Genomic DNA, 387 nt, shown 5'->3' on the forward strand with positions numbered 1-387 from the left:
TTGTGCCTTGACCGTTGCGGTCTTGATGAAATCAGGAAGAAAGCCTTTTACCGTGTGACACCGGACTATTCCATTTCAATGCTGCACGAATGGAGAAAAGACTGCACAAACATCCGTTACCTCGCGGAAGCCACACCGGACACGGCAGACTATATAAACGGACTGCTGCGGATGCACGCTGTGGATGAAATCATACTATACACCGTTCCTTTCATATCCGGAAGCGGACGACATTTTTTTAAGTCGGCTCTGCCAGAGCAACACTGGACGCTTTCCTCTTTGAAAAGTTTTCCCAACGGTGTATGCCGCATTATCTACATCCTTGATAAAAAAGCAAGATAGCCAAAATGTGCGGCAAGCATACATTTTTATTTTCAAGAATAGAAT

General features: G+C 45.0%; 1 protein-coding gene. It reads left to right on the forward strand.

Features of this window, described 5'->3' with window-relative positions; translation table 11 throughout:
- Nucleotides 1-342 (forward strand): dihydrofolate reductase family protein (locus DWX33_RS21685; RefSeq protein WP_117685358.1); only part of this gene is annotated, 342 nt, incomplete at its 5' end.
- Between the last annotated feature and the right edge of the window lie 45 nt (nucleotides 343-387).

Source organism: Parabacteroides sp. AF19-14 (assembly GCF_003635485.1).
Taxonomy (GTDB): Bacteria; Bacteroidota; Bacteroidia; order Bacteroidales; family Tannerellaceae; genus Parabacteroides; species Parabacteroides distasonis.